Source organism: Cellulomonas palmilytica, from assembly GCF_021590045.1.
GTDB classification, from domain to species: Bacteria; Actinomycetota; Actinomycetes; order Actinomycetales; family Cellulomonadaceae; genus Cellulomonas; species Cellulomonas palmilytica.
This window is the reverse complement of the sequence record NZ_CP062221.1, coordinates 1,791,902-1,818,018: the sequence shown is the minus strand read 5'-3', so window position 1 is coordinate 1,818,018 and position 26,117 is coordinate 1,791,902. Positions and strand designations below refer to the sequence as shown.

Genomic DNA, 26,117 nt, shown 5'->3' with positions numbered 1-26,117 from the left:
CACCTCCGCGATGGCACACAATGGCGGCGTGAGCGACGCACCCGACCGCCGTCGTCCCGCCTGGGTGTACGGCCAGGGCGACGAGCCCGACGCACGGTTCTCGCTCGCGAACGAGCGCACGTTCCTCGCGTGGGTCCGCACGTCGCTCGCGCTGCTCGCGGGCGGGGTCGCGCTCGAGGCCCTCGACCTGCCCGTCGAGGAGCGGCTGCGGCTCGCGGCCGCGGTGGTGCTCGTGGTGCTCGGCACGCTCACGCCGCTGCTCGCGTGGTGGGGCTGGGCGCGGGCCGAGCGGGCGGTGCGACGCGGGGCGCCCCTGCCCGCGCCGGTCGGGTTCGTCGCGCTCGTCGTGGGCGTGCTGCTGGCCGGCGCGCTCGTGCTGCTCGGGCTGCTGCTGCGATGAGCGGGCACGCGCCCGGCACGTCCGAGCACGGCCTCGCGCTCGAGCGCACGCGTCTCGCGTGGCGCCGCACCGCGCTGGGGCTCGCGGCCGGGTCCGTCGCCGCCGGTCGGCTCCTGGAGGAGCTGGTCGGGCCCGTGTCGTGGGTCGTCGCGGTGCTCGGGCTCGTCGCCGCGGCCCTCGTCGTGCGCGTCGCGCTGCGGCGGTACGCGGGCGACGCGTGGCGTGCCGCGGGCGGCGGGCTCGTCGCGACCGTCGCGGCGGGGTCCGCGGTCGTCGGGGCGGTCGCGCTGCTCGTCGTGCTGTCCGGGCAGGCGCGGCTGGTCTAGCCGTCCGTCCCGCGCGGGGTCGCACCGGTCACGGCACGCGCGCGGTCCACGACGGGTCCGCGAACTTCGTGCGTCGCAGCTCCTCGGCGCGCTCGAGCTCGTCGGGCCGCAGCTCCCCGGACACGCTCGGGTAGTGCGTGCGGAAGTGCGCCTCGAACGCGTCGATGACCGCCTCGCGCGGCAGCTGCGTCTGCGAGCGCACCGGGTCGACGCGCCTGGCCGCGCTGCGCGTGCCCTTGTCGGACACCTTCTCGCGGCCGATGCGCAGGACCTCGAGCATCTTCGCCGCGTCGATGTCGTAGGACATCGTCACGTGGTGCAGCACCGCGCCGCCGACCACGCGCTTCTGCGCCGACCCGGCGAGCTTGCCCGCGGGCGACGCGATGTCGTTGAGCCCCGTGATCGACGCCTGCACGCCCACGTCCGCGAGCGCACCCAGCACCCACTGGTTGAGGAACGCGTAGGACTCCTCGAACGTCATGCCGTCGACCAGCGACACGGGCACGACGAGGGAGAACGTGATGCAGTTGCCCGCCTCCATGAACATCGCCCCGCCGCCCGAGATGCGGCGCACCACGGTGATCCCGTGGCGCTCGGCGGCCTCCAGGTCGACCTCGTTGCGCAGCGACTGGAACGACCCGATGACCACCGCGGGCTCGTCCCACTCCCAGAACCGCAGGGTCGGGCCGCGGCGCCCTGCGGCGAGGTCCTCGGTGAGCACCTGGTCGAGCGCGGTGTGCAGCGCGGGCGGGAGCGGGCCCGGGCGGATCACCTCGAACGTGTGGTCGTCCCACGTGGTCGACAGCCCCAGCGCGCGGCGCACCGCGACGGCCACCGCGCGCTCGTCGAACCCGACCATCGCGACCGGTCCGACGAGTCGGCCGGTGTCCTGCGCGTCGGCCAGGCGCGTGCGCACCGCGTCGGAGAGGCGGCTCGTCGTCGTGTCGCGCGGCAGGCCGGTGAGCGCGGCGTCGATCTCGGCGAGCGCCTCGTCGGGCTCGAGGAAGAAGTCCCCCGCGACCCGCACGTCGGCGAGCACGCCGTCGCGGACCGTCAGGTCGACCGTGACGAGCTTGCCGCCCGCCACCTTGTACTCGCCGTGCAGCGGGGTCTCGTCAGGCGTCACGGGACCAGCCTAGGTCCGCGCACGGGGCACACCGACGAGGGGGTCAGCCGAGCGCCTGGACCGCCTCGTGCGCGCGGTTCTGCACCATCGTCGACAGCGACTCGGGCGTGCCGAGCGACGCGAGCAGCTCCTCGCGGTCCCCCTCGCCGAGCGCCGTGGCCGTCCAGGTCACGATGGTGTTCCCGACGAGCACGTGGCCGCGGTACGACGGTGCGTCGACCCCCTCGGCGCTGTGCAGGACCTCCTGCACGACCGCCGGGTACACACCCTGGCCCTCGATCGCCGGTTCCGCCGTCCACGTCGCGCCGTCGATGCCGGGGTTGACCTGCGAGTACTGCGGGCACCCGTCGACGGTCGTCACGAGCTCGCGGAACGCCTCCTGAGCCGCCGCGGGGTCCGCGAGGCGGACGACCTGCTGCACGAAGTCGACGCGGTCGTTGACGTACGAGCGCCCGACGAACCCCGGGGGCTCGGTCGCCACGACCGTCACCGCGATCGTGCACTCTGCGGGCTCCACGGACGAGCCCTCGGGCAGCCCCCACAGCAGCTCGCCGGTCGGGATGCCGACGTCGATCCCGTCCGCGGCGGCGGGCACGTCCGCCTCGAGGTCGGCCTTGCGCACGAGGAGGCTGCGGACGTTGCTGTCGTCGAACACGGCATCGGCTCCCGGGACGGGCGGTGTCGTCGGCGTCGCGCTGGGCGTCGGCGACGGCGCGGGCGGGGTCGTGGCGGCGGGGCTGGACGGCGCGCCCGTGCTCGTCGGGACGACGATCGGCTCGGTCTCGTGGTCCACCCACGGCTGCGCGACGAGCAGCGCGACGGCGACGACGGCGAGCACGACGAGCGTCACCACGACCCACCAGCGGCTGCCGCCCGACTCGTCGTCGGGCGCGGGTGGGACGCCGGGACCGACCGGTTCCGAGCTCGTCACGCGCGTCCCTCCTCGCCCGGTCCACCAGGCTCTTCGTTGCCCGCCGGCCGACCCGCACCGGCCGCCTGGTCCGAGGCTAGGCCGGTTCGCGCCGCGCCGCTAACGCCGTCCCCCGGACGCGCGTCAGCGCGGGGAGACGCCGCGCTGACGCAGCCCCCAGATGGTCCCGTCGGTCAGCGCCTCCCACGACGCCTCGAGCAGGTTCGGCCCCACGCCGACGGTCTGCCACACGGCCTGCCCGTCGGTGTGCTCGATGAGCACGCGCGTCACCGCGTCGGTGCCGTGCATCGAGTCGAGGATGCGGACCTTGAAGTCGATGAGCTCGAAGTCCTCGAGCTCGGGGTACACGCCGACGAGCGCCTGGCGCAGCGCGTGGTCGAGCGCATTGACCGGGCCGTTGCCCTCGCCCGTCGAGACGAACCGCTCACCGCCCGCGTGCAGCTTGACCGTGGCCTCCGCGTTCGCGGGCGTGCCGCGGCCGCCGGTGCGCTCGACGATCGTGCGCCACGACTCGACGGTGAAGTACTGGGGCCGCGCGCCCTCGATCTCCTCGACGAGCAGCAGCTCGAAGGACGCGTCCGCCGCCTCGTACGTGTACCCCCGTGCCTCGGCGTCCTTGACGCGCTCGGTCACGCGCGAGAGCACCTCGGGGCGCTGCGACAGGTCGAAGCCCAGCTCGCGCCCCTTGAGCTCGATCGACGCGCGGCCGGCCATGTCGGACACGAGCATGCGCATGTCGTTGCCGACGAACGCCGGGTCGGTGTGCTGGTAGAGGTCCGGGTCGACCTTGATCGCGGAGGCGTGGATCCCGGCCTTGTGCGCGAACGCGCTGGCGCCCACGTACGGGGAGCGCGCGAACGGCGAGATGTTGGTGACCTCGCTGATGGCGTGCGCGATGCGCGTCAGCTCCGCGAGCCCCGAGGGACGGTCCGCCTCGCGCGCGAGCACCGGCAGGCCGTACTTGAGCTCGAGGTTCGCGACGACCGCGAGCAGGTCCGCGTTGCCGGTGCGCTCGCCATACCCGTTGACCGTGCCCTGCACGTGCCGGCAGCCCGCCTCGACAGCCGCGAGCGTGTTCGCCACCGCGCAGCCCGAGTCGTTGTGCGCGTGCATGCCCAGCACCGCTTCCGGGCCGACCGCCGCGCGCACGTCCGCGACGATCTCGGCGACCCAGGACGGCACCATGCCGCCGTTCGTGTCGCACAGCGCGACGACCTCCGCGCCCGCCTCGAACGCCGTGAGCGCCGCGGCCCGCGCGTACGCCGCGTCGAACCGGAACCCGTCGAAGAAGTGCTCCGCGTCGAGGACGACCCGGCGCCCCTCCCCCACGAGGAACGACACCGTGTCGGCGATCATCGCGAGGTTCTCCTCGCCCGTGGTGCGCAGCGCGCGCTCCGCGTGCCGGATGTCGCTCTTCGCGACGAGCGCGACGACGGGCGCCTCGGAGTCGACGAGCGCGCGGACCTGCGGGTCCTGCGACGCGCGCTGACCCGGCTTGCGGGTCGCGCCGAACGCCGCGAGCTCCGCGTTGCGCAGGTCGAGCTCCTTGGCCGCGCGCTTGAAGAACTCGGTGTCCTTGGGCACCGCACCCGGCCAGCCGCCCTCGATGAACCCGACGCCGAGCTCGTCGAGCAGGCCCGCGATCACGAGCTTGTCCGCGACGGACAGCGCGATGCCCTCCTGCTGGGCGCCGTCACGCAGGGTCGTGTCGTAGACCTGGAACGCACCCGCGGGCAGGGCGGGGGTCACGGTCGCGTCGGAAGTCGGTGCGGTCACGGGAGTGCTCTCTTCAGGCGGTGCGGGACTGCGGGACGGGCTTCGTCGGACGGGCGCGTCCTCGTGAGACCGGCCCGTACCAACAAAAAGACCCCCCGGGGTACGGGAGGTCTGCGCGTCAGCGGGTGTGCTGACGCGCTAGTCGATAATCGAGGTCCACGGGGACATGCGGCCATGGTGACACACGCCACCGCCTGCGGTCACGCCCGGCGCGCCCGGTTCCACTCCTCGGACGTCGTCCGGGAGCGGGGACGCCCCGGACGTCCGCGCGGAACCCGTCGGCACCGGGTGGGCACGTGCTCGAGATGCGGTCGGCGCCCGGGTCACTAGCGTGAACGGACGACGACGTCCGTCGTCCGCACACCTGGAGGCCCGCGTGAGCGCACTGCCCCCCGACACCCCGCCCGAGCGCCGCCCGGCCACCCGCCCGCTGCCACCGGTGGCGCCCGTCTCAGGCACACCCGCCTCGTCGGTCCCTCCCCCGGCCGCTGTCCCACCCGCCGCTGTCCCACCCGCCGCCGTCCCGTCCGCCGCTGTCCCACCCGCCGTGACGCCGGCGGCCGCGGTCCCGCCGGCGTGGGCTCCCGGGTCCGCGCCGCCCCCGCAGTCGCGCGTCGTGCTGCGGGCCGGACCGTTCTGGGGCGGCGCCCTCGCCACCGCGCTCGTCGCCGCGCTCGTCGGCGTCGTGGGCGTGCTCGTGCTGCAGTCGATCCTCGACGTCGACCTCGTCGTGCACGACCCGGCGGGCGTCGACGACGACTACCTCGCGTACGCGCTCGGCGGCTTCGTCGCCGCGCTCGCCGCCGCCGCACTGCTCCACCTGCTCGTCGTCTCGACGCCGCGCCCGCGCGCGTTCTTCGGCTGGATCATGGCGCTCGCCATCGTCGTCGTCGCTCTCCTGCCGCTCACGTGGACCGACGACGTGACGTCCGCGCTGTGCACGGGGCTGGTGAACCTCCTCGTCGGCGTCGCGATCTGGTCCCTGCTCGCCGGCGTGCTGGTGCGCACGACCGCGGTCGTCCCGACCTGACGCGGCCACGCCGCACGACGCAGGGGACGCCCCGTTCGGAGCGTCCCCTGTGTCGTCGTGCCGAGTGGTCCGGGACCGGCCGGCTCAGACCAGGCGGTGCAACCAGCCGTGCCGGTCGGTCGCCCGGCCGTACTGGATGTCGGTGAGCTCGGCGCGCGTGCGCGACGTCACCGGGCCGGCCCCACCGTCAGCGACCGTCAGGTCGAAGTCCGTGCTCTTCAGGCGGCCGATGGGCGTGATGACCGCGGCCGTGCCGCACGCGAACACCTCGGTGACCGAACCGTCCGCGAGGCCCGCGCGCAGGTCCGCCAGCGCGATCGGCTGCTCGGAGACCTCGTGGCCCGCGTCCGTGAGGAGCTGCAGGATCGACGAGCGCGTGACGCCCTCGAGGATCGAACCCGAGACCGGCGGTGTGGCGACCGAGCCGTCGGCGCGCACGACGAACACGTTCATGCCGCCGAGCTCCTCGAGGTACGTGTTGGTCGACGCGTCGAGGAAGCAGACCTGCTCGCAGCCCTGCTCGTACGCGAACTGCTGCGGCAGGAGGCTCGCGGCGTAGTTGCCGCCGCACTTCGCAGCACCCGTGCCGCCGGCACCGGCCCGGTGGTACTCCTGGTCGACCCAGATCGCCACGGGCTTCACGCCGCCCGAGAAGTACGGGCCCACCGGTGAGGCGATGACGAGGTACTCCACCTCGAGCGACGGCCGCACCCCGAGGAAGGACTCCGAGGCGTACATGAACGGGCGCAGGTACAGGCTCGTCTCGTCGCCCGTGGGGATCCACGCGGCGTCGGTGCGCACGAGCGCCTCGATCGACCCGAGGAAGTCCGCCTCGGGCAGCACGGGCAGCGCGAGGCGCTCGGCCGACCGCGCGAACCGCGCGGCGTTCGCGTGCGGGCGGAACGTCCACACCGAGCCGTCGGCGTGCCGGTACGCCTTGAGCCCCTCGAAGATCTCCTGGCCGTAGTGCAGCACGGCGGTCGCGGGGTCGAGCTGGAGCGGACCGTACGGCTCGACGCGCCGGCCGTGCCAGCCCTCGCCCTGGGAGTACGAGATGCGGGCCATGTGGTCCGTGAAGACGGTGCCGAACTTGGGCGCCGCGAGCAGCTCGGCGCGCTCGGCGTCGGGCACAGGGTTCGTCGTCGCGTGCACCTCGAAGAGGTCCGCGGACGTGGTGGAAGCGACGGTGCTCATGGAGGGGCCTTTCACCTGGGCTGGTCTGACGGTACCCGGCGGTGGCGGCCTGGTGCACTGCCCCGACGAACGTCGCGTGCGACGGGCGTCAGGGACGGGCCGGCCGTCCCGTCACCGGGGACCCGGGACGGGGAACGACGGCCTCGGCGGGAGGAGGAGGTCAGCCCGCGACGCGCGCGGCGAGGTCCTTGCCCACCTCGGCCGTCGACCGTACTCGCTCGGCGGAGCCGCGCTCGGCCAGGTCGGCCGCGACGGCGTCCTCGACGGCCTTCGCCTGGGTGTGGAGGCCGAGGTGGTCCAGCAGGAGCGCGACCGAGAGCACGGTGGCGGTGGGGTCCGCCTTGCCCTGGCCGGCGATGTCGGGCGCGGAGCCGTGGACGGGCTCGAACATGCTCGGCGCCGTGCGGTCCGGGTTGATGTTGGCGCTGGCCGCCAGCCCGATGCCGCCCGTGATCGCGGCGGCGAGGTCGGTGAGGATGTCGCCGAACAGGTTGTCGGTGACGATCACGTCGAACCGGCTCGGGTTCGTGACCAGGAAGATCGTCGCCGCGTCCACGTGCAGGTAGTCCACGGTGACGTCCGGGAACTCGGCGTTGACGGCCTCGACCGTGCGGCGCCACAGGTGGCCCGCGTGCACGAGCACGTTGTGCTTGTGCACGAGCGTGAGCTTCTTGCGCGGGCGGGCCGCGGCACGTGCGAACGCGTCACGCACCACGCGCTCCACGCCGAACGCCGTGTTGACGCTGACCTCGTTGGCGACCTCGTGCGGCGTGCCGACGCGGATCGCACCGCCGTTGCCGACGTACGGGCCCTCGGTGCCCTCGCGCACGACGACGAAGTCCACGTCGCCCGGGTTCGCGAGCGGGCTCGTCACGCCGGGGAACAGCTTGCCCGGGCGCAGGTTGACGTAGTGGTCCAGCGCGAAGCGGAGCTTGAGCAGCAGGCCGCGCTCGAGGACGCCCGACGGGACGCTCGGGTCGCCGATGGCGCCCAGCAGGATCGCGTCGTGCGTGCGGATCGCCTCGAGGTCCGCGTCGGTGAGCGTCTCGCCCGTCGCGTGCCAGCGGCGCGCGCCCAGGTCGAACTCCGTCGTGCTCACGCCGACGCCCGACCCGGCCAGGGCCGCGTCGAGCACGAGGAGACCCTGCTCGACGACCTCCGTGCCGATGCCGTCGCCCGCGACGACGGCGAGGTTGACCTGCGTGGCGTTGCTGCTCATGCCCCCACCCTACGCGTGACGTCCCAGCACCCGGACACCCATCTCACGATCCGACCCGGCTCAGGTGGACCGGTCAGTCGACCGGAGGCGTCGGCCCGTGCGTCGGGTAGACGAGCTCGTACGACTCGTCCACCACCTCGTCCGTCACCGTCACCTGCGTCGTGCGGACCAGAGCGCGCGGCTCCCCCAGGCTGTCCAGCACGATCGCCAGGTCACCCACGCGCGGCAGGTCCGCACCCTCGGCGAAGTCGCCGCGCGCGCTCGTCGTCCGCGTCCGACGCCCCGCGAGGATCTCCCGCGCCGCGTCGTCCGCCTCCGCACCCGACCCGTACGAGAACGACGGCGGCGGCACCACGTCCAGCGGGACCGACCCGATGATGCCCTCGAGCTTGCCGAACCCCACGTGGCCCCGCGCGGCCTGCCAGAACGCCGTGATCCGGTGGTCGCCGTCCGACGCGACCTCCGCGTGCTCGTCGACACCCTCGTCGTGCTCGCTCATCGCCCTGCCCCCTCCGGAGTCGGTTGGTGCGCCCATCCTGCCCTGGGACGACGAACGCCACACGTCCGCGCGCGAGGCGCAGTCGTGCGGCGTTCGTCGAGAACGAGGATCAGCGCGCGGCAGAACCCTCGGTACCTGGTGGTCGGGAAGCGTCGCGCACTGCCCTCCGGCAGGTGCCGCGCTGCGCGCGACCCCTACCTCCGGTCAGCGCGCAGCGCTTCCCTCCGTACTTCTTGGTCGGGAAGTGCTGCGCACCGCCCTCCGGCAGGTGCCGCGCTGCGCGCGACCCCTACCTCCGGTCAGCGCGCAGCGCTTCCCTCCGTGTAGTCGCTGTCCGAGGGCTTCACCCACGCGAACAGCTTGCGCAGCTCGCGGCCGACCGGCTCGATCGGGTGGTTCTGGCCCTTCTCGCGCAGCGCCTTGAACTCCGGCGCGCCGGCGTCCTGGTCGTCGATGAAGCGCTTCGCGAACGCGCCGTTCTGGATGTCGGCGAGGACGGCCTGCATGTTCGCCTTGACGTCCGGCGTGATGACGCGCGGGCCCGAGACGTAGTCGCCGTACTCGGCCGTGTCGGACACCGACCAGCGCTGCTTGGTGATGCCGCCCTCCCAGATGAGGTCGACGATGAGCTTGAGCTCGTGCAGCACCTCGAAGTACGCGACCTCGGGCTGGTAGCCCGCCTCGGTCAGCGTCTCGAAGCCGTACTGGATGAGCTGCGAGACACCACCGCACAGGACGGCCTGCTCACCGAACAGGTCGGTCTCGGTCTCCTCGGTGAACGTCGTCTTGATGCCGGCGGCGCGCAGGCCACCGATCGCCTTCGCGTACGACAGCGCGAGGTCCCACGCGGCGCCCGACGCGTCCTGCTCGACAGCGACGATGACCGGCACGCCACGGCCGTCGACGTACTCGCGACGCACCAGGTGGCCCGGGCCCTTGGGGGCGACCATGAGGACGTCGTGACCCGCGGCCGGCTGGATGTAGCCGAAGCGGATGTTGAAGCCGTGGCCGAAGACGAGCGCCGCGCCGTCCTTGAGGTTCGGCTCGATCTCCTCGCGGTACACGATGCGCTGGACCTGGTCCGGCGCGAGGATGACGACCACGTCGGCCCCCGCGACGGCCTCGGCCACGGACGCGACCTTGAGGCCCTGGTTCTCGGCCTTGGCACGCGACGGCGAGCCCTCACGCAGACCGACGGTCACGTCGACGCCGGAGTCGCGCAGGTTGAGCGAGTGCGCGTGCCCCTGGCTGCCGTAGCCGACGACGGCGACCTTCTTGGACTGGATGATCGACAGGTCGGCGTCGTCGTCGTAGAACAGCTCGGCCACGATGGGTCTCTCCTTCAGATGGGGTCGCTCGGGGTCCCGAGCGGGTCGTGCGGACTGCGTGTCTGGGAACGGTGTATCAGGCGGAGCGCGTGACGCGCTCGAGCGCCCGGTCCGTGATCGAGCGCGACCCCCGGCCGATGGCCACGGTGCCGGACTGCACGATCTCACGGATGCCGAACGGCTCGAGGGCCGTCAGGAGCGCGTCGAGCTTGCCCGGCGACCCGGTCGCCTCGACGACGACCGTGTCCGGCACGACGTCGACGACGTGCGCACGGAACAGCTGGACGACCTCGAGCACCGAGGTGCGCTGCGTGACGTCCGCCTTGACCTTGACGAGCAGGAGCTCGCGCTGCACGGAGGCGGCGTCCTCGAGCTCGACGATCTTGATGACGTTGATGAGCTTGTTCAGCTGCTTGGTCACCTGCTCGAGCGGCAGCTCGTCGACGTCGACGACGACGGTGATGCGCGAGATCTCGTCGTGCTCCGTCGGGCCCACGGCCAGGGAGTGGATGTTGAACGCCCGCCGCGCGAACAGCCCCGCGACGCGCGTGAGCACGCCGGGCTTGTTCTCGACGAGCACGGACAGGGTGTGGCGGCTCATCAGTCCTCCCGGTCCCACGCCGGGGAGATCCCGCGCGCGTACTGGATGTCGTCGTTGCTCACGCCCGCGGCGACCATCGGCCACACCATCGCGTCGCGCGAGACGGTGAAGTCGACGACGACGGGCTGGTCGTCGATCTCGAGGGCGCGCTTGATCGTCGCGTCCACGTCGGCCTTCGTCTCGCAGCGCAGGCCCACGCAGCCGTACGCGTCGGCGAGCTTGACGAAGTCCGGGATCCGACGCGTGCCGTGGCCCGTGTGCAGGTCGGTGTTCGAGTACCGCGACTCGTAGAACAGCGTCTGCCACTGGCGGACCATGCCGAGCGACGAGTTGTTGACGACGGCGACCTTGATCGGGATCTCGTTGATCGCGCAGGTCGCGAGCTCCTGGTTGGTCATCTGGAAGCAGCCGTCGCCGTCGATCGCCCAGACCGTCCGGTCCGGCTCGCCGACCTTCGCGCCCATGGCCGCGGGCACCGCGTAGCCCATGGTCCCGAGACCGCCGGAGTTGAGCCACGAGTTCGGGCGCTCGTACTTGATGAACTGCGCGGCCCACATCTGGTGCTGCCCCACGCCCGCGACGTACGTCGCCTCGGGGCCGCTGAGCTCACCGATGCGCTGGATGACGTGCTGCGGCGCGAGGTGCCCGTCGGACGGCTCGTCGTAGCCGAGGCCGAAGGTCTCGCGCCACGCGTCGAGCTGGCGCCACCAGGCCTCGAGGTCCGGCTTGCCGTGGTGCGCGTGCTCGCGCTCGAGCTCGGGCAGCAGGTCGGAGATGACCTCGCGCAGGTCCCCGACGATCGGGACGTCGACGGCCTTGTTCTTGCCGATCTCGGCGGGGTCGATGTCGGCGTGCACGACGGTCGCGTGGGGCGCGAACGACGAGAGCAGGCCGGTCACGCGGTCGTCGAACCGCGCGCCGAGCGCGACGATCAGGTCCGCCTTCTGCAGCGCGGCCACCGCCGCGACCGTGCCGTGCATGCCGGGCATGCCCAGGTGCTGCGGGTGCGTGTCGGGCAGCGCGCCGCGCGCCATGAGCGTCGTGACGACGGGCGCACCCGACAGGTCGGTGAGCTTGCGCAGCTGCTCGGCGGCGCGCGCGCGGATCACGCCGCCGCCGACGTACAGCACCGGGCGGCGAGACGTCGCGAGCAGACGCGCGGCCTCGCGGATCTGCTTGGCGTGCGGCTTGGTGACCGGGTGGTACCCGGGCAGCGCGATGTCCTGCGGCCAGGAGAACGTCGTCGTCGCCTGCATCGCGGACTTCGCGATGTCGACGAGCACGGGGCCGGGGCGGCCGGATGCCGCGACGTGGAACGCCTCGGCGATGACCCGCGGGATGTCCGCGGGGTCGGTCACCAGGTAGTTGTGCTTGGTGATCGGCAGCGTGATGCCGACGATGTCGGCCTCCTGGAACGCGTCCGTGCCGATCATCGCGGCGCCGACCTGCCCGGTGATCGCGACCATGGGCACCGAGTCCATGTTGGCGTCGGCGATCGGGGTGACGAGGTTCGTCGCGCCGGGGCCGGACGTCGCCATGCACACGCCGACGCGACCGGTCGCGGCGGCGTAGCCCGTCGCGGCGTGGCCGGCGCCCTGCTCGTGCCGCACCAGGATGTGCCGCAGGCGGGTCGAGTCCATGAGCGGGTCGTACGTGGGCAGGATCGCCCCGCCGGGGATCCCGAAGACGACCTCCGCGCCGACCTCCTCGAGCGAGCGCACGATCGACTTCGCGCCCGTCACCTGCTCGGTGACGCGCTCGACCCGGTCGGACGGGACGACCGGCGTCGGTGCGCTCGGGGGCGCCGGGCGCGGCGTCGCGACCACGGCGGGGCTCACGGGCGTCCGCGGCGGTGCCGGGTGGGGGCCCTGGACCATCGGTGTCTCCCTGCTGCTGGTGGGTGCTGCGTGTGGTGCTCGAGTGCCGGCCGGTGCGAGCCGGGTAAAACAAAACCCCTCGCGTCGGCGGGACCGACGGTGCGAGGGGTGCGCGCGCTGACGAAGCCTGTGCTGCTGGCCTCAGCCGGCGCGCTCAGGAAGTACTACGAGGATCGTCTGCACGGCAGCGAGGTTACGCCTCCGTCGGTTCCGTGTCACGCCACCGACACCCCGTCTCACATCGTGGTGCACACGACCGCGATGCGGACATGCGGAAGTGGCCCGACGGTCCGGCGCGGGCACGACAGGTCCGGCTACGCGACGTCCCGCACCCGGAACGACAGCGCGCCCAGACCGACGACGACGAGCGCGACGACGAGCAGCACGCCACCGCCCTGCGTCCAGCCCACGACGTGCTCGACCGGCGCGCACACGGTCTCCGTCGGAAGGTCGACGCACTCGTCGACCACGTAGGTCGTCCCGCCGTCCAGCCAGGCCCGCAGGTTCGTCCCCAGCGTCATGGGGCGCGTCACCGGGACGATCAGCGGCAGCGCCGTCTCGCACGCCGCGACCCACCACACCACGAGCCCCGCGACGCCCGCGCCGACCCGCAGCGCGAACGCGAGACCCACACCGACGGCGGTCGCCCACAAGCCCGCCGCGAGCGCGCGGGCCGTCGCGAGCGCGACGAGCGGCACCGCCCCCGACGCGTCCCCCGTGGCTCCGTTGACCGCGACCACCACGACGACCCCGACCAGCCCCGTCCCCAGCGCGCCCAGCGCCACGGGGACCGCCGCCGCGAGCGACGCGACGACGCGGCTCACCAGCACGCGGCCCCGCCGCGGCGCGAACGTCAGCCACGTGCCCATCGCCCCCGAGCCGAAGTCGGCCGTCACGAGCGTCACGCCCATCACGAGCAGCCCGAGGACCACGACGACCGCCATCGGCTCGTAGCGCACCTCGAGCGTCTCGACGAGGCCCGGACGGTACGGGATGAACTCGTCGAGGAGCGGCGGCGGACCGAGGGGCTCGCAGGAGGACTCGACCGCCGTCCCGTCCGCCGCCCCGTCCGCCGACCCGTCAGCGCACTCCTGCTCGCGCAGCTCGTGCAGGTGCTCCCACACCTGCGTCGCGAGCGCCAGCTGCTCGTGCGCCTCCGCGACCTGCGCCGCGGACGGCGGGCGCGTGTCGTCCCACGCGGCGACGACGAAGCCGAGCGCGGCGACCACGAGGACCACGGCGGTCCCCCACACCGCCGACCGGGCGCGCACACGCATCAGCTCGGCACGCAGCAGGCCGCTCATGCGCCCACCTCGGCGGGCGCCGCGACGGGACGGTCGGTCCCGCCGACGCCCGCGTGCGCCGTGAGCTCGAGGAACACCGACTCCAGGTCGTCGCGCACGGTGCCGACCTCGGACGCGAACAGCCCCGCCCGGGCGAGCGTCTCGTTGACGAGCGCCGGGTCGTCGGCACCCGCGACGAGCAGGGCGTCGCCCTCGGGCGTCGCACGCCAGCCGCGCGCGGCGAGCACCGCCTGCGCCGTCGCCACGTCGCGCACCACGACGCGCACCTGCCCGCGTCCGTGCACGAGCTCCGCGACCGTCCCGCTCGCGACGAGCCGCCCGCGCGTGACGATCGAGACGGTGTCCGCGATCTGCTGCACCTCGGCGAGGATGTGGCTCGACACGAGCACCGTGCGTCCCTCGTCGCCGAGCCGGCGCATCGTCGCGCGCACGTCGCGGATGCCCGCCGGGTCGAGGCCGTTGGTCGGCTCGTCGAAGATCAGCAGGTCCGGCTCCTTGAGGAGCGTCGCCGCGATCGCGAGCCGCTGCTTCATGCCGAGCGAGAACCGGCGGAACGGGTCGCGCGCTCGCACCCGGAGGTCGACCTGCTCGAGGACCTCGTCGACACGCGTGCGGGGCACGTCGATCGCCGCCGCGAGGACCTCGAGGTTGCGCCGCGCCGAGAACGTCGGGACGAACTTCGGCTGCTCGACGATCGCGCCGACACGCGAGACCACGGCGGGCAGGCGCTGCGGCACGGGCTCGCCGAACAGCCGGATCTCCCCCGAGTCCGCCCGCGCCAGGCCCAGCAGCATGCGGATCGTCGTGGTCTTGCCCGAGCCGTTCGGCCCGAGGAACCCGTGCACCCCGCCCGCGGGCACGTCGAGGTCGAGGCCCTCGACCGCGACGACCTGCGACAGGTCGAACCGGCGGAACGTCTTGCGCAGCGCGCGCGTCGAGATCGCGGGCTCCCCCGCGGGTGTGCCGGCGATGGCGTGCCCCCTCGTGCTCGACGTGCGTCACGTCCTGCAACGGCTCACGACGAGAGCGGCACGAGCCGCTCGCGGCAGGTTCGCCCGACCGGACCAGTCGGGGGCGGGCCTCAGCGCCGTCTCGACACCGCCGTCACGACACCGCCGTCAGGAGACGTCACGTCGGCGGAACACGACCGCCGCGAGCGCGACGACGACGATCACGACCCCGCCGAGGACGGCCGCGCCGTGCCCCAGGGACACGACGTGCGTGATCGACGTGCAGACCTGGTCGCCGACCTCGGCGTCGAACGCGCACCTCTCCTCGTACCACGCGGTGCCGTCACGGACCCACGCGTCGATGTTCGTCTGGAGCTGCCACGACTTCAGACCGGGGAACTGGGACGCCGCGATCAGCTCGACGACCACCGCCCAACCGAGGACCGCGCCGAGCACGGCCGCCGTGTGGCGCAGCAGGAAGGCCAGTGCCGCGCCGAGCACGGCGAAGGCGAGCGCGAGGACGACCGCGCGTCCGCCGGTTCCGACGGCGTCCGCGACCGTGAACCCGAAGTACTCGCCGCCCGGCCCCTGGGGCACCTGCGGGTTGCGCAGCGCGTCGTTCGCCGCGAACGCCGTCCACGTCCCGCCGACGAGGACGCCCGCGGCGAGCACCGCGGTCGGCGCGAAGCCCACGACGGTCGCGACGAGCTTGCTCGCGAGCACGCGCCCGCGGCGGGGCGCGAACGTCAGCCAGTTCCCGATCGACCCCGTGGCGAACTCCGCGGCGACGAACGACGCCCCCGCGAGCAGCGACGCGAGCGCGAGGAACGTGACGCTGCCCCAGAGCGTGGCGGACGCGTCGGTGTCCCAGTACTGCCGCCACGGCAGGTAGTTCTCGAGGCTCGGCTCCTCCCACACGCAGCCGAAGTCGATCGTGGGGTCGCCCTGCGCCTCGCGCTCCTTCTCCTGGTCGGCGAGGCACGTGTCGACGTCCGCCTGCGAGGGCGCCTCCCACTCGTCGAGCCACTGCTGGGCCTCGGCGATCTCGGCGGGGCTCGGCGCCCGCGAGCCGGTGAACGCGCCCACCGGCCCGAGCACCATGAGCGCGATGGTCGCCGCACCCGCGACCCACAGCAGGCGGCGCGCGAACCAGCGCGCGACCTCGGTCGTCACGAGCCGCTTCACGCCGCACCTCCGGCCGCGCGTCGGCCGGTCGGCAGGGCGTCGGGCGCCCGGTCCGGCGGCCTGGTCCCTGGGCCTTGTCCGGCGGTCAGGTCGAGGAACACCGACTCGAGGTCGGCGCGCACGGTCACGAGCTCGTCGACGAACAGCCCCTCGCGCGCGAGCACCTCGGTGATGCGCGCCGCCGTGGGGGCGCCGTCCACGAGCAGGTGGTGGCCGTCGCGGCGCACGGTCCAGCCCTGCGCCTCGAGGACCGCGCCCGCGGTGCCCGGGACCTCGATGCCGACGCGCACGCTCGCAGCGGACCCCGAGCCGATGAGCTCGGCGACCGAGCCCTCCGCGACGAGCCGCCCGCGCGCGACGATCGAGACCGTGTCCGCGACCTGCTCGACCTCCGCGAGGATGTGGCTCGAGACGAGCACGGTCTTGCCGCCGGCGGAGAGGGAGCGCATGGTCTGCCGGATCTCCTTGATGCCCGCCGGGTCGAGGCCGTTGGTCGGCTCGTCGAAGATCAGCAGGTCGGGGTCCTTGAGCAGGGTCGCGGCGATCGCGAGGCGCTGCTTCATGCCGAGCGAGTACGTGCGGTAGGCGTCTCGGGCACGGTCGGCGAGGCCGACCTCCGCGAGCACGGTGTCGACGAGCGTCGCGTCCGCGCCGATCGCGCCGCTGAGCAGGCGCAGGTTGCGCCGCGCGGACATCGTCGGGAAGAACTTCGGCTGCTCGACGATCGCGCCGACGCGACCCACGACGTGCGGCAGCCGTTCGGGCACGGGCTCGTCGAACAGCCGCATCGTGCCCGAGTCCGGGCGCACCAGGCCCAGCAGCATGCGGATCGTCGTCGTCTTGCCCGCGCCGTTGGGGCCGAGGAACGCGTGCACTCCGCCCACCGGGACGTCCAGGTCGAGCCCCTCGACCGCGACGTGCCGCGCGCCGCGGCGCCGGTACGTCTTGCGCAGACCACGCGTCGAGATCGCGAGCTCGCCCGTGAACGTCATGCCCGTGCCCCCCGTCGTGCCGCGGCCCGGTCGGGCGCGTCAGCGCACGGTAGCGGGTCGGGCACCCCCGGCGGGCGCGAATGCGCAGGTGAACGGACAGATCACCCGATCTCGTGCGCCTAGTGCACGACGTCCGGCGCGGGCACGGCGTCCGACGGCACGGCGTCCGACGGCACGGCGTCCGACGGCAAGACGTCGGGCGCGGGCCCGTGCGCGCCGGGTTCGGGGTCCATGTCGAACGCGGGGAGGCCGTCGATGCTCGTGCGGTTCTTCAGGCGGCGGTACTCGACCCGACCCTCGACACCCTTGCGCTCCATGTACGGCGGCAGCAGGTCGCGCTCCCCCTCGTAGGACAGGAGCGGCACCCCGAACCCGCACGAGTCGGAGACGCGCTCGACGTCGACCACGACGACCGCGCGCACCCCCTGCGACTCGTCGAGCGGCGCGTCGAACCGGCCGAGCAGCTCGTCGAACCCGTCGTCGTACAGCGTCACGAACCGGCCGCGACCGTGCAGCCGGACGATGTTCGGCGGGCCCTCGAACGCGCAGAACATGACCGTGATGCGCCCGTTGTCACGCAGGTGCGCGATCGTCTCCGCGCCCGAGGCGGTGATGTCGACGTAGGCGACCGTGTGCTCGTCGAGCACGGCGAACGTGCCGCCGACGCCCTTCGGCGAGACGTTGACGTGCCCGTCCGGACCGCTGGGCGCGGTCGCGACGAAGAACACGTGCTGCCGCTCGATGAACGCGCGCAGCCGGTCGTCGATCCGCTCGTGCACCTTTCCCATGCCGCGAACCTAAGCGCCGGGGCCCCCGCTGCCGACCCCCGTCCCGCCGACGGAGACGGTGCGCCGCACGACGAGCGCCTCCCACGGCCGCAGCCGCACGGGCACCTCGACGACGCGCGCGTCGTCGTAGTTGCCGAGCACGACCGGCGCGTCGGTCCACACCGGGTCGACCAGGGCGAGCTGCTCGTCGCCCGAGACGTTCCCGAGCACGAGCAGCTCGACGTCGTCCAGGCGGCGCGTGAACGCGTACACCGCCTCGTCGTCGGGCAGCAGCATCGTGAAGTCGCCGAGCGCGACCACGGGCTCGGTGTGCCGCAGCTCGATCAGCCGCCGGTAGTGGTGGAACACCGAGCGCGGGTCGGCGCGCTCGGCGGCCGCGTTGATCGTCACGTGGTTGGGGTTGACGTCGATCCACGGCGTCCCGGTGGTGAAGCCCGCGTGCGGCGACTCGTCCCACTGCACGGGGGTGCGCGCGTTGTCGCGGCTCATCGCGGCGAACGCCGCGAGCAGCTCGTCGTCGGTGCGGTACGCGCGCGCCTGCGCCAGGTAGTTGAGCGTCTCGATGTCCCGGTAGCCGTCGAACGACGTCAGGTGCGCGTTCGTCATCCCGAGCTCCTCGCCCTGGTAGACGTACGGCGTACCGCGGTGCAGGTGCAGCAGCGTCGCGAGCATCGTCGCGGACTCGCGGCGGTACAGCCCGTCGTCGCCCCACCGCGACACGATGCGCGGCTGGTCGTGGTTGTCCCAGTACAGCGAGTTCCAGCCGCTGTCCGCGAGACCTGCCTGCCACCGGCCGAAGCTGGCCTTGAGGTCCGTGAGCCGCAGCGGACGCGGGTCGAACTTCCCACCGGGCCCGTGGTCGAGCCCGACGTGCTCGAACTGGAACACCATGTCGACCTCGCGCCGCGCGGGGTCGGTGAACAGCTGCGCGTCCTCGAGCGTCACGCCGGGCGTCTCCCCCACAGTGAGGAACGCGCCCTCGCGGCCCGCGAAGACCTCACGGTGCATCTCCGCGAGGAACTCGTGGATGCGCGGGCCGCACGTGTAGAACGGGCTCCCGTCGCCGAGCCGGCCGTCGTGCGTGATGCCGTCGGGCAGCGAGCCGTCGTCGTGGACGGCCTTCGAGACGAGGTTGATGACGTCCATCCGGAAGCCGTCGACGCCGCGGTCGAGCCACCAGCGCATCATGTCGTAGACCGCGTGGCGGACCTGCGGGTTCTCCCAGTTGAGGTCCGGCTGCTTGCGGCTGAACAGGTGCAGGTAGTACTCGCCCGTCGACTCGTCCCACTCCCACGCGGGGCCGGAGAAGAAGCTGCCCCAGTTGGTCGGCTCGGCGCCCGGGGTCCCGGGCTCCATGCCCGGGCGCGCGGGCCGCCACCAGTACCAGTCGCGCTTCGGGCTGTCCTTCGACGAGCGGGACTCGACGAACCACGGGTGCTCGTCGGACGTGTGGTTCACGACGAGGTCCATGAGCACCTTGATGCCGCGCGCGTGCAGCGCCGCGATCACCTCGTCGAGGTCCGCGAGCGTGCCGAACAGCGGGTCGACGTCCTGGTAGTCGCTGATGTCGTAGCCGTTGTCGTCCTGCGGGCTGCGGAACACCGGGGAGAACCACACGACGTCCACCCCGAGCGCCGCGAGGTGGTCGACGCGCTGCAGGACGCCCCGCAGGTCGCCCACCCCGTCGCCGTCCGAGTCCTGGAACGAGCGCGGGTACACCTGGTAGACCACCGCGCGCGTCCACCACGGCGCGTCCTGCTGCGTGAAGGCCATGCCTCACCGTAGGGACGGCTCAACCTCGGCGCACGCGATGCCGACAGGTCCGACATGGGTTGGTTCGGCGGACGGTTCGACGTGCGTGCGGTCGCGATCGGTGCCGTGGTCGCAGTCGCCGTGACGGCCGCGGTCTACGGGTCGTCCCCGTGGTGGCCGACGGACGACGACGAGCCCGGGGCCGCCGCGACCGCCACGGGCACGCCGAGCGCCACGAGCAGGCCGAGCTCCACGGGCACGCCGAGCGCCACGGGCACGCCGAGCTCCACGGGCACGCCGAGCGACGAGCCGCCCGACGAGGTGCCCACCGGCCTGTCCGACGACGCGGCCGCCGCGCTGCGCGCCGCCCTGCGGGGCCCGGTCACGCTCGACCCCGCCCGGCTCGAGGAGCGCGCCGTGCGGCGCGCGGCGGTCGTCGTGGGCTCCGACCGTCCCGTCGCGCTCGACGCGGACACCGGGGAGTGGGTGCGGCTCGTGCTGCCCACGGACGTGTGGCTCGACGCGGGCGTCTCGCTGTCCCCCGACGGCACGCGGCTGCTGCGCACGGCGCCCGACCTCGAGGTGCTGCCGCTCGCGGGCGGCCGGACGACCGTGCTCGAGCCCGCGCCGGACCCCCTGCGCTTCCCCTCCGTCCGGCCGCGCGAGCACGCCGGGGGCCAGTGCTTCGCGCACGGCGCGGCCTGGGCGCGCGGCGCCGGCCGCGCTGCAGACGCGGCCGCGGGCACGGTCCTCGCCGTCTACGGCTGCGCGCTCGTCGACCGGGACACGCACGACCCTCTCGTCGAGCGGCACCTGGCCGTCGAGACCGACCTGTCCGACGGCAGCGAGCGCGTCGTGCAGGACTCGGACGGGTACACCGGCGAGTCACCCCCGCGCTACGCGCCGTCCGGCGACGTGTTCGTCGCGGGCTGGGGCACGTCGGAGACCGACACGCAGGGCGTGCGGGTGTTCGGGCCCGACGGGCCGGGCCACTTCTGGCCGGGCACGTACCTCGTCGACGGCGACTCCTGGCGCGACGAGCGCACCGTCCTCGCGTGGGAGGAGGAGTGGACCGGTCCGTCGGACCACGTGTTCCTCGACGTCGTCACGGGCGACATGCAGCCGGTCACGGTGCCGGACCTGGGCAACCTGCTCGGGTACGTCGGGGGGCGGCTCGCCGAGGCGGGCACGAGCCGGTCGGCGTGCGCCGTCACCGCGTGCTTCGTCGAGACGACGACCGGTGAGCGGGAGCCGTGGCTCGACCTCGGCGACGACGGCGCCGCGTGGGTCGTGCTCGTCGCCGACGACCTCGTGCGCGCCGCCCTGGCCTGAGCGGGCCCGTGCGGTCAGCCGAGGACCGCGCCGCGGCTCGCGGACTGCACGAGCTTGGCGTACTTCGCGAGCACCCCGCGCGTGTAGCGCGGCGGCAGGGGCGCCCATCCCTCGCGCCTGCGCGCGAGCTCGTCGTCGTCCACCAGCAGGTCGAGGCGCGCGTGCGCGACGTCGAGGCGGACGCGGTCGCCGTCCCGCACGAACGCGATCGGACCGGCGTCCACGGCCTCGGGCGCGAGGTGCCCGACGCACAGGCCCGTGGTGCCGCCCGAGAACCGCCCGTCCGTCACGAGCAGCACGTCCTTGCCGAGCCCGGCGCCCTTGATCGCTCCGGTGATCGCGAGCATCTCGCGCATCCCCGGACCGCCCTTGGGGCCCTCGTAGCGGATCACGACGACGTCGCCCGCCTGGATCGTGCCGTCCTCGAGCGCGTCGAGCGCCGCGCGCTCCCGCTCGAAGACGCGCGCGGTCCCCTCGAACACGTCCGAGTCGAAGCCCGCGGACTTCACGACCGCGCCGTCGGGGGCGAGCGACCCGGACAGGATCGTGATGCCGCCCGTGCGGTGGATGGGGTCGTCGAGCGCCCGCAGGATCTTGCCGTCGGGGTCCGGAGGCCGGATGTCCGCGAGGTTCTCCGCGACCGTGCGACCCGTGACCGTCAGGCAGTCGCCGTGCAGCAGGCCCGCGTCCAGCAGCGCCTTCATGACCACCGGGACGCCGCCCACGCGGTCGACGTCGTTCATGACGTACCGGCCGAACGGCTTGAGGTCGCCCAGGTGCGGCACGCGCTGCGCGACCCGGGAGAAGTCGTCGAGCGTGAGGTCGACCTCGGCCTCGTGCGCGATCGCGAGCAGGTGCAGCACCGCGTTCGTCGAGCCGCCGAACGCCATGACCACGGCGATCGCGTTCTCGAACGCCTCCTTCGTCATGATCTGCCGTGCGGTGACGCCGAGGCGGAGCAGGTTGACGACCGCCTCCCCCGACCGGTGCGCGAACTGGTCGCGGCGGCGGTCCGCCGAGGGCGGTGCGGCGGAGCCCGGCAGCGACATGCCCATCGCCTCGGCGACCGAGGCCATGGTGTTCGCCGTGTACATGCCGCCGCACGCACCCTCGCCGGGGCAGATCGCGCGCTCGATGCGTTCCAGGTCGTCGCGGCTCATGAGCCCGCGTGCGCACGCGCCGACCGCCTCGAACGCGTCGATGATCGTCACGTCCTTCTCGGTGCCGTCCGAGAGCCTGACCCAGCCGGGCATGATCGAGCCCGCGTACAGGAACACCGACGCGAGGTCGAGGCGCGCCGCGGCCATGAGCATCCCGGGCAGGGACTTGTCGCACCCGGCCAGCAGGACGGACCCGTCGAGCCGCTCGGCCATCATCACCGTCTCGACAGAGTCGGCGATGACGTCGCGGCTCACGAGCGAGAAGTGCATGCCCTCGTGGCCCATCGAGATGCCGTCGGACACCGAGATCGTGCCGAACTCGAGCGGGTAGCCGCCCGCGGAGTGCACGCCCGCCTTGACCGCGTGCGCGAGGCGGTCGAGCGACAGGTTGCACGGCGTGATCTCGTTCCACGAGCTCGCGACGCCGATCTGCGGCTTCGCGAAGTCCTCGTCCCCCAGGCCGACCGCGCGCAGCATGCCGCGCGCGGCGGTCGCCTCGATCCCGTCCGTGACCTGCCGCGACCGCGGCTTGATGTCGACGCCGTCCGCGGTTCGGTCCATGCGCTCACGGTAGGAGGGGTGCGGCTCGCGCGCGCGACGAGACGACGGGCTTCCCCTCGCGACCGTCGGCGTGCGAATATAAGTGTCTACTTATCGAAAGGATGTCGTCATGACGCTCCCCATCGACCCCGTGGCCACCGCCGGCCTCGTCACGCGCGAGGTCCGTCCGAGCGAGCGTTCGGGCGCCCCCACGAAGATCGCCGTCGCCCGGCGCGAGTACCCGACCGACCCGGCGGACCTGTGGAACGCGCTCACCGACCCCGAGCGCATCCCCCGGTGGTTCCTGCCGGTGACGGGCGACCTGCGCGTCGGCGGCCGGTACTCGCTCGCGGGCAACGCGTCCGGCGTGGTCGAGCGGTGCGACGCACCCCGCCTGCTCGCGCTCACCTGGGAGATGGGCCCCCAGGTCTCGTGGCTCGAGGTCGAGCTCACGCCCAGCCCCGGCGGCACCACGTTCGAGCTGCGGCACGAGGCGCACGTCGACCCCGAGCTGTGGGCGCAGTTCGGCCCGGGCGCCGTCGGGATCGGGTGGGACCTCGCGCTCGTCGGGCTGGGACTGCACCTGGCGAGCGGCGCGGCCGTGGACCCCGACGAGGGTGCGGGATACCCGCTCACCCCCGAGGGCACCACGTTCGTCCGGGCGGCCGCGCAGGCGTGGACCGCCGCCGCGGTCGCCGCCGGCGAGGACCCCGAGGCGATGGCCGCGGCGTCCGAGGGAGCCGTGGCGTTCTACACCGTCGCACCCGAGCCGCAGCCCGGTGCGGACGGTCAGGCGAGGTGAGCACCAGCCCCGTGCCCCGCGCCGAGGTGGCGCTCGACGCGCTCGGCGACCCCGTCCGCCGGCTGCTCGTGCGGCTCGTCGCCGCGGGCGAGCGGCCGGCGGGCGAGCTCGTCCGCGGCGTGCAGGCGGTGCGGCGGGTGTCGCAGCCCGCGGTGTCGCAGCATCTCGGTGTGCTCCGCGACGCGGGACTCGTCACGGTGCGCGCCGAGGGCACCCGCCGTATCTACGCGCTCGACCTCGACGCGGTGGCCGGCGTGCACGCCTGGCTCGACGACCTCGTCGACCCGCTCGCGACGATCGACCAGCCGCTCGACGCGCTCGCGACCGAGGTGGCGCGCGGCCGCAGCGCCCGACGTCGGGCCTCGTCGTCGCCTACGGCAACCGGTGGCACCATGTCCGCGTGAACCGCACTCCTCACCACAGCCGCCCCCTGACCTGGACCGTCGTCCCGCTCCTGTGCGCCGCGCTGCTGACGGCGTGCTCCTCGGACGAGCCCGCCGACGCCGCCACCACCGACGCGGCCACGACCTCCTCCGGCGCGACGGCGTCGCCCACGACGGCCACGACGAGCCCGTCCCCCACCGTCGCCGCGACCACGTCCCCCGCCGCCGGTGCGACCGCCGCGCCCGCGGGCGACGAGGGACCCGAGGACAGCTTCCGCACCTGGCTCGCCGCGAGCCGCGCGCCGGACACCGCGACCGCGTGCGCCTACATGACGCCCGAGCTCACCGACCGCATGCTCGGCGAGCTCACCGCCCAGGGCCTGCCCGGCATCACGGACTGCCCGTCGATGATCGAGCTGACCGCGGGTTTGTACGCCGCCGTCGGCCAGTCCGCCGACGTCGAGGTCGCGCTGGTCGAGGAGACCGACGAGCACGCCGTGCTCGACGTCGCGTACGCGAGCGGCGACTGCGGGAAGGTCGTCCTCGTCCCGGGCGCCGGGCACTGGGTGCTCGACGAGCGCTCCGAGGAGCGGTGCTGAGGGCTCAGCCCCGACGCAGCCGGCTGACGTCGCGGACCGCGCCGCGGTCCGCGCTCGTCGCCATCGCCGCGTACGCCTGCAGCGCGGGCGACACGTAGCGGTCGCGGTCGAGCGGCTGCCACGGGTTCTCGCGGGACTCCATCTTCGCGCGGCGCTCCGCGAGCACCTCGTCGGGGACGTTCACGCGGATCAGCCGCGTCTCGACGTCGATCTCGATCTCGTCGCCGTCCTCGATGAGGCCGATCGTGCCGCCGGCCGCCGCCTCGGGGCTCACGTGCCCGACGGAGATGCCCGACGAGCCGCCCGAGAACCGGCCGTCCGTGATGAGCGCGCAGACCTTGCCCAGCCCACGGCCCTTGATGAACGACGTCGGGTAGAGCATCTCCTGCATGCCGGGACCGCCCGCGGGGCCCTCGTACCGCACGACGACCACGTGGCCGGGCTCGACCTGCTTGGACAGGATCTTCTCGACCGCCTCGTCCTGCGACTCGCACACGAGCGCGCGCCCGACGAAGTGGAAGACGTCGGGGTCGATGCCCGCGGTCTTGATGATGGCGCCGTCCTCGGCGAGGTTGCCCCGCAGCACCGCGAGGCCGCCCTCGACCGTGTAGGCGTGCGCGACGTCGCGGATGCACCCGTTCACCGCGTCCGTGTCGAGCGACTCCCACACGTTCGTCGTCGAGAACGCCTGCGTGGTCCGCACGCCGCCGGGCGCCGCGAGGAACAGGTCATGCGCGCGCTGCGTCGCCTTGCCGCCGCGGATGTCCCAGTCGTCGAGCCACGCGCGCAGCGTCGGGGTGTGCACGCTCGTCACGTCGTGGTCCAGCAGACCCGCGCGGTCGAGCTCGCCGAGCAGCGCGGGGATGCCGCCGGCGCGGTGCACGTCCTCCATGTGGAAGTCCGGGTGGTTGGGCGCGACCTTCGACAGGCACGGCACCTGGCGCGAGAGCGCGTCGATGTCCGCGAGCGTGAAGTCGACCTCGGCCTCCTGCGCGGCGGCGAGGATGTGCAGCACGGTGTTGGTCGAGCCGCCCATCGCGACGTCGAGCGTCATCGCGTTGCGGAACGCGGCCTTCGTCGCGATGCCGCGCGGCGCCGCGGTGTCGTCCTCGTCCTCGTAGTAGCGCTTCGTGAGCTCGACGATCGTGCGCCCCGCCTCGAGGAACAGGTCACGACGAGCGGCGTGCGTCGCCAGCGTCGAGCCGTTGCCCGGCAGCGACAGACCGAGCGCCTCGGTGAGGCAGTTCATCGAGTTCGCCGTGAACATGCCGGAGCACGAGCCGCACGTGGGGCACGCGTTCTCCTCGACCGCGTCGAGCGCCTTGTCCGAGACGTTGTCGTCGGCCGAGTAGTTGATCGCGTTGATGAGGTTGAGGTGCGTCTTCGCGACACCGTCCGCGACGACGGCCTTGCCGGCCTCCATCGGCCCGCCGGACACGAAGATCACGGGGATGTTCAGCCGCAGCGCCGCGTTGAGCATGCCGGGCGTGATCTTGTCGCAGTTGGAGATGCAGACGAGCGCGTCCGCGCAGTGCGCGTTGACCATGTACTCGACCGAGTCGGCGATGAGGTCACGGCTCGGCAGCGAGTAGAGCATCCCGCCGTGGCCCATCGCGATGCCGTCGTCGACCGCGATGGTGTTGAACTCCTTCGCGACGCCGCCCGCCTCGCGGATCGCGCCGGCGACGAGGTCGCCCATGTCCTTGAGGTGCACGTGGCCCGGGACGAACTGGGTGTACGAGTTGGCGATCGCGATGATCGGCTTGCCGAAGTCCTCGCTGCCCATGCCGGTGGCGCGCCACAGCGCGCGGGCGCCGGCCATGTTGCGGCCGTGGGTCGAGGTCCGAGAGCGCAGCGGACGGCTCATCGTGTTCACTCCTTCGTCACGCACCTGGGTCTGCACGGGTCGGGGACCGCGGGGGTCGGTGCGCTGCGGAAAGACTACGTCCGTCTCAGCGCGCGGATGGACGACGTCCACCACTCGACCCGCCGTGTCCCGCACAGGTCCCGGTCCCGCACAGGT

24 protein-coding genes are annotated in these 26,117 nt (G+C 73.3%); 7 read left to right on the top strand and 17 right to left on the bottom strand.

The window, feature by feature from the left end; genetic code table 11:
- The first annotated feature begins 10 nt into the window (after positions 1-10).
- Both F1D97_RS08315 and F1D97_RS08310 read left to right on the top strand, forming a co-directional pair.
- Positions 11-400: a YidH family protein gene (locus F1D97_RS08315; RefSeq protein WP_396022571.1), complete on the top strand. Its 390-nt coding sequence runs from the start codon at positions 11-13 to the stop codon at positions 398-400.
- Positions 397-726, top strand: coding sequence for a DUF202 domain-containing protein (locus F1D97_RS08310; RefSeq protein WP_236123350.1), 330 nt, complete (start codon positions 397-399; stop codon positions 724-726). The genes F1D97_RS08315 and F1D97_RS08310 overlap by 4 nt, the downstream gene beginning before the upstream one ends.
- A 28-nt stretch (positions 727-754) precedes the next feature.
- Here the strand turns inward: F1D97_RS08310 and F1D97_RS08305 are convergent, their stop codons facing one another.
- The 3 genes from F1D97_RS08305 to cimA form a co-directional block, all read right to left on the bottom strand.
- A complete protein-coding gene (locus F1D97_RS08305) occupies positions 755-1,831 on the bottom strand; it encodes a lipoate--protein ligase family protein (protein ID WP_236123539.1) in 1,077 nt (358 codons plus the stop codon).
- A gap of 64 nt (positions 1,832-1,895) precedes the next feature.
- Complete coding sequence (locus F1D97_RS08300; RefSeq protein ID WP_236123349.1) at positions 1,896-2,783, bottom strand: sensor domain-containing protein; 888 nt, start codon at positions 2,781-2,783, stop codon at positions 1,896-1,898.
- 123 nt (positions 2,784-2,906) lie between these two features.
- Entirely contained in the window at positions 2,907-4,559 is a 1,653-nt protein-coding gene (gene cimA / locus F1D97_RS08295; protein ID WP_236123348.1) for a citramalate synthase, read from the bottom strand.
- A gap of 376 nt (positions 4,560-4,935) precedes the next feature.
- Here cimA and F1D97_RS08290 point away from each other — a divergent pair, with 376 nt between their 5' ends.
- Positions 4,936-5,589, top strand: coding sequence for a DUF6069 family protein (locus tag F1D97_RS08290; RefSeq protein WP_236123347.1), 654 nt, complete (start codon positions 4,936-4,938; stop codon positions 5,587-5,589).
- Positions 5,590-5,673: 84 nt separating this feature from the next.
- On the opposite strand, the gene F1D97_RS08285 is transcribed toward F1D97_RS08290, so the two are convergent.
- From F1D97_RS08285 to F1D97_RS08230, 12 genes are all read right to left on the bottom strand, one after another.
- Positions 5,674-6,783, bottom strand: coding sequence for a branched-chain amino acid aminotransferase (locus tag F1D97_RS08285; RefSeq protein WP_236123346.1), 1,110 nt, complete (start codon positions 6,781-6,783; stop codon positions 5,674-5,676).
- Between the two features lie 160 nt (positions 6,784-6,943).
- On the bottom strand, positions 6,944-8,002 hold the full coding sequence (locus F1D97_RS08280) for a 3-isopropylmalate dehydrogenase (protein ID WP_236123345.1): 1,059 nt from the start codon (positions 8,000-8,002) through the stop codon (positions 6,944-6,946).
- A 73-nt stretch (positions 8,003-8,075) separates the two neighbouring features.
- Positions 8,076-8,501 carry an ASCH domain-containing protein gene (locus F1D97_RS08275; RefSeq protein WP_236123344.1) on the bottom strand — a complete coding sequence of 142 codons (426 nt, stop codon included), beginning with the start codon at positions 8,499-8,501 and terminating at the stop codon, positions 8,076-8,078.
- 299 nt (positions 8,502-8,800) lie between these two features.
- On the bottom strand, positions 8,801-9,829 hold the full coding sequence (gene ilvC, locus F1D97_RS08270; RefSeq protein WP_236123343.1) for a ketol-acid reductoisomerase: 1,029 nt from the start codon (positions 9,827-9,829) through the stop codon (positions 8,801-8,803).
- Positions 9,830-9,905: 76 nt separating this feature from the next.
- Positions 9,906-10,430, bottom strand: a complete 525-nt coding sequence (ilvN, locus tag F1D97_RS08265) for an acetolactate synthase small subunit (protein ID WP_094179497.1) — start codon at positions 10,428-10,430, stop codon at positions 9,906-9,908.
- Positions 10,430-12,307 (bottom strand): acetolactate synthase large subunit, encoded by a 1,878-nt coding sequence (locus tag F1D97_RS08260; RefSeq protein WP_236123342.1) that lies wholly within the window; start codon positions 12,305-12,307, stop codon positions 10,430-10,432. The genes ilvN and F1D97_RS08260 overlap by 1 nt, the downstream gene beginning before the upstream one ends.
- Before the next feature lie 314 nt (positions 12,308-12,621).
- Positions 12,622-13,611, bottom strand: a complete 990-nt coding sequence (locus F1D97_RS08255; protein WP_236123341.1) for an ABC transporter permease subunit — start codon at positions 13,609-13,611, stop codon at positions 12,622-12,624.
- On the bottom strand, positions 13,608-14,471 hold the full coding sequence (locus F1D97_RS08250; RefSeq protein WP_396022570.1) for an ATP-binding cassette domain-containing protein: 864 nt from the start codon (positions 14,469-14,471) through the stop codon (positions 13,608-13,610). Before F1D97_RS08250 ends, F1D97_RS08255 begins: the two co-directional genes overlap by 4 nt.
- A 258-nt stretch (positions 14,472-14,729) precedes the next feature.
- On the bottom strand, positions 14,730-15,746 hold the full coding sequence (locus F1D97_RS08245; RefSeq protein ID WP_236123340.1) for a hypothetical protein: 1,017 nt from the start codon (positions 15,744-15,746) through the stop codon (positions 14,730-14,732).
- Complete coding sequence (locus F1D97_RS08240; RefSeq protein ID WP_236123339.1) at positions 15,743-16,738, bottom strand: ABC transporter ATP-binding protein; 996 nt, start codon at positions 16,736-16,738, stop codon at positions 15,743-15,745. The genes F1D97_RS08245 and F1D97_RS08240 overlap by 4 nt, the downstream gene beginning before the upstream one ends.
- Before the next feature lie 119 nt (positions 16,739-16,857).
- On the bottom strand, positions 16,858-17,526 hold the full coding sequence (locus F1D97_RS08235) for a pyridoxamine 5'-phosphate oxidase family protein (protein ID WP_236123338.1): 669 nt from the start codon (positions 17,524-17,526) through the stop codon (positions 16,858-16,860).
- Positions 17,527-17,535: 9 nt separating this feature from the next.
- Positions 17,536-19,299 carry an alpha-glucosidase gene (locus F1D97_RS08230; protein WP_236123337.1) on the bottom strand — a complete coding sequence of 588 codons (1,764 nt, stop codon included), beginning with the start codon at positions 19,297-19,299 and terminating at the stop codon, positions 17,536-17,538.
- Positions 19,300-19,353: 54 nt separating this feature from the next.
- Here F1D97_RS08230 and F1D97_RS08225 point away from each other — a divergent pair, with 54 nt between their 5' ends.
- Complete coding sequence (locus tag F1D97_RS08225) at positions 19,354-20,610, top strand: hypothetical protein (protein WP_236123336.1); 1,257 nt, start codon at positions 19,354-19,356, stop codon at positions 20,608-20,610.
- Between the two features lie 14 nt (positions 20,611-20,624).
- Here F1D97_RS08225 and ilvD (F1D97_RS08220) read toward each other — a convergent pair whose 3' ends face one another.
- Positions 20,625-22,331, bottom strand: a complete 1,707-nt coding sequence (ilvD, locus tag F1D97_RS08220; RefSeq protein ID WP_236123335.1) for a dihydroxy-acid dehydratase — start codon at positions 22,329-22,331, stop codon at positions 20,625-20,627.
- A gap of 109 nt (positions 22,332-22,440) precedes the next feature.
- Between ilvD (F1D97_RS08220) and F1D97_RS08215 the strand changes: the two genes are divergently transcribed.
- The 3 genes from F1D97_RS08215 to F1D97_RS08205 are packed head-to-tail and all read left to right on the top strand — an operon-like array spanning position 22,441 to position 24,094.
- Positions 22,441-23,112 carry an SRPBCC family protein gene (locus F1D97_RS08215; protein WP_236123334.1) on the top strand — a complete coding sequence of 224 codons (672 nt, stop codon included), beginning with the start codon at positions 22,441-22,443 and terminating at the stop codon, positions 23,110-23,112.
- Positions 23,109-23,516: an ArsR/SmtB family transcription factor gene (locus F1D97_RS08210; protein WP_236123333.1), complete on the top strand. Its 408-nt coding sequence runs from the start codon at positions 23,109-23,111 to the stop codon at positions 23,514-23,516. The genes F1D97_RS08215 and F1D97_RS08210 overlap by 4 nt, the downstream gene beginning before the upstream one ends.
- Positions 23,513-24,094, top strand: coding sequence for a hypothetical protein (locus tag F1D97_RS08205; RefSeq protein WP_236123332.1), 582 nt, complete (start codon positions 23,513-23,515; stop codon positions 24,092-24,094). Before F1D97_RS08210 ends, F1D97_RS08205 begins: the two co-directional genes overlap by 4 nt.
- A gap of 4 nt (positions 24,095-24,098) precedes the next feature.
- On the opposite strand, the gene ilvD (F1D97_RS08200) is transcribed toward F1D97_RS08205, so the two are convergent.
- A complete protein-coding gene (ilvD, locus tag F1D97_RS08200) occupies positions 24,099-25,961 on the bottom strand; it encodes a dihydroxy-acid dehydratase (RefSeq protein WP_236123331.1) in 1,863 nt (620 codons plus the stop codon).
- Positions 25,962-26,117 lie beyond the last annotated feature (156 nt).

Coding starts and splice junctions, on each gene's coding strand:
- ilvD (WP_236123331.1), bottom strand. CDS start 25,961: ATGAGCCGTCCGCTGCGCTCTCGGACCTCGACCCACGGCCGCAACATG.
- F1D97_RS08225 (WP_236123336.1), top strand. CDS start 19,354: ATGGGTTGGTTCGGCGGACGGTTCGACGTGCGTGCGGTCGCGATCGGT.
- F1D97_RS08275 (WP_236123344.1), bottom strand. CDS start 8,501: ATGAGCGAGCACGACGAGGGTGTCGACGAGCACGCGGAGGTCGCGTCG.
- F1D97_RS08315 (WP_396022571.1), top strand. CDS start 11: ATGGCACACAATGGCGGCGTGAGCGACGCACCCGACCGCCGTCGTCCC.
- F1D97_RS08260 (WP_236123342.1), bottom strand. CDS start 12,307: ATGGTCCAGGGCCCCCACCCGGCACCGCCGCGGACGCCCGTGAGCCCC.
- F1D97_RS08310 (WP_236123350.1), top strand. CDS start 397: ATGAGCGGGCACGCGCCCGGCACGTCCGAGCACGGCCTCGCGCTCGAG.
- F1D97_RS08280 (WP_236123345.1), bottom strand. CDS start 8,002: ATGAGCAGCAACGCCACGCAGGTCAACCTCGCCGTCGTCGCGGGCGAC.
- F1D97_RS08240 (WP_236123339.1), bottom strand. CDS start 16,738: ATGACGTTCACGGGCGAGCTCGCGATCTCGACGCGTGGTCTGCGCAAG.
- F1D97_RS08255 (WP_236123341.1), bottom strand. CDS start 13,611: ATGAGCGGCCTGCTGCGTGCCGAGCTGATGCGTGTGCGCGCCCGGTCG.
- ilvN (WP_094179497.1), bottom strand. CDS start 10,430: ATGAGCCGCCACACCCTGTCCGTGCTCGTCGAGAACAAGCCCGGCGTG.
- F1D97_RS08230 (WP_236123337.1), bottom strand. CDS start 19,299: ATGGCCTTCACGCAGCAGGACGCGCCGTGGTGGACGCGCGCGGTGGTC.
- F1D97_RS08215 (WP_236123334.1), top strand. CDS start 22,441: ATGACGCTCCCCATCGACCCCGTGGCCACCGCCGGCCTCGTCACGCGC.
- ilvD (WP_236123335.1), bottom strand. CDS start 22,331: ATGGACCGAACCGCGGACGGCGTCGACATCAAGCCGCGGTCGCGGCAG.
- F1D97_RS08285 (WP_236123346.1), bottom strand. CDS start 6,783: ATGAGCACCGTCGCTTCCACCACGTCCGCGGACCTCTTCGAGGTGCAC.
- F1D97_RS08235 (WP_236123338.1), bottom strand. CDS start 17,526: ATGGGAAAGGTGCACGAGCGGATCGACGACCGGCTGCGCGCGTTCATC.